This is a genomic window from Mameliella sp. CS4 (assembly GCF_019392335.1).
In the GTDB taxonomy this organism is placed as follows: Bacteria; Pseudomonadota; Alphaproteobacteria; order Rhodobacterales; family Rhodobacteraceae; genus Antarctobacter.
In genome coordinates, this window is record NZ_JAHXRQ010000073.1 from 1 (window position 1) to 1,199 (window position 1,199).

Consider the following 1,199-nt stretch of genomic DNA (forward strand, 5'->3'; position numbering starts at 1 on the left):
TCTGTGGGTGGCTCCTGCATTGCAAGAGTTTTCTGGTGATTTTTGCGGTGTTTTTGTCAGTACCGTCGTCTGTTCGGCCTGTTTATGCGGTGGTGTTCCGCTGGCCTTGATGAATTCCGCGAGCGAGGGTCCAATCGGCTCATCGGCCTCGAAGGGCCGCTGCCATTCCCGGAGTGTCCTTGCTCTTGGTTGACTTACTTCCGCATCATCACTTCAACGTCTTGCATCTCTTGGCGGCTGGCGCGGTCAGAACGCGGGCTGCCGGTATTCCTGTTTCTTTGTCAGCATTGCCCAGATGGCCCGTGCCGCTTTGTTCGCCATGGCGGTCGTTGCCAATCGGAATGGCTTGTCTGCAATGATCTTCGCCGTCCACAGATCAACCTTTTCCGGCGCACGTTTCGCCATCACCGCGCGCGATGTCATGCCGACGACCAGAAGCTTGCGAATGTAGCGGTCACCCTGCTTGGTGATCTTGCCAAGACGTTCCTTGCCGCCGCTGGATTTGTTGAGCGGGGTGAGCCCAAGCCACGCCGCCAGGTCACGTCCGGTTCGGAACTGTTTTGCATCGCCAATCGTTGCGACAATCGCTGACGCCGTGATCGGCCCGATGCCAGGCATGCGCATCAATCGGCGTGCGTCTGCACTCAGCAGGGCATGTTGCTCGATCATCTTCGAATAGCCTTCGATGCGTTCGTTAAGGCCGATGAACTGATAGCATTGGATACCGAGCATGCCGTTGGCGATCTCGGGCATGTCCGGGCGATCACCAGCCAGGTGACGCTTCGCGAAAGCTGTCACCGCTTCGATCCCGATCGGCAGGATATGCCCAAACTCGCGCAAGAGGCTGCGTATCATATTGGCCAGTTGGGTGCGCTGCCGGACGGCCAGGTCGCGGGTCCGATGGAGTGAAAGGATAGCCTGCTGTTCCTCCGTTTTGATCTCGACGAAGCGCATGGTCGGGCGGCGGACCGCTTCACAGATCGCCTCCGCATCCACGGCGTCGTTCTTGCCGCGCTTCACATAGGGTTTGACGTATCCGGCGGGCATGAGCTTTACGTCGTGACCAAGCTTGCGCAGCTGGCGTCCCCAGTGATGGGACGATCCGCAGGCTTCCATTCCGACCGTGCAAGGTGGCAGCGTCTCAAAGAATGCGAGCATCTTTGCGCGTTTGATGGCCTTATTGAAGATCACGCGGCCGT

The 1,199-nt window shown here is 58.7% G+C and carries 2 protein-coding genes; one reads left to right on the plus strand and one right to left on the minus strand.

Annotated elements, in window-relative coordinates; all coding sequences use genetic code 11:
* Positions 1-193 (plus strand): hypothetical protein (locus KZZ07_RS26560; RefSeq protein ID WP_219519910.1); only part of this gene is annotated, 193 nt, incomplete at its 5' end.
* A gap of 53 nt (positions 194-246) precedes the next feature.
* Here the strand turns inward: KZZ07_RS26560 and KZZ07_RS26565 are convergent.
* Positions 247-1,199: IS110 family RNA-guided transposase (locus KZZ07_RS26565; RefSeq protein ID WP_219519913.1), on the minus strand; the 953-nt coding region annotated here is incomplete at its 5' end.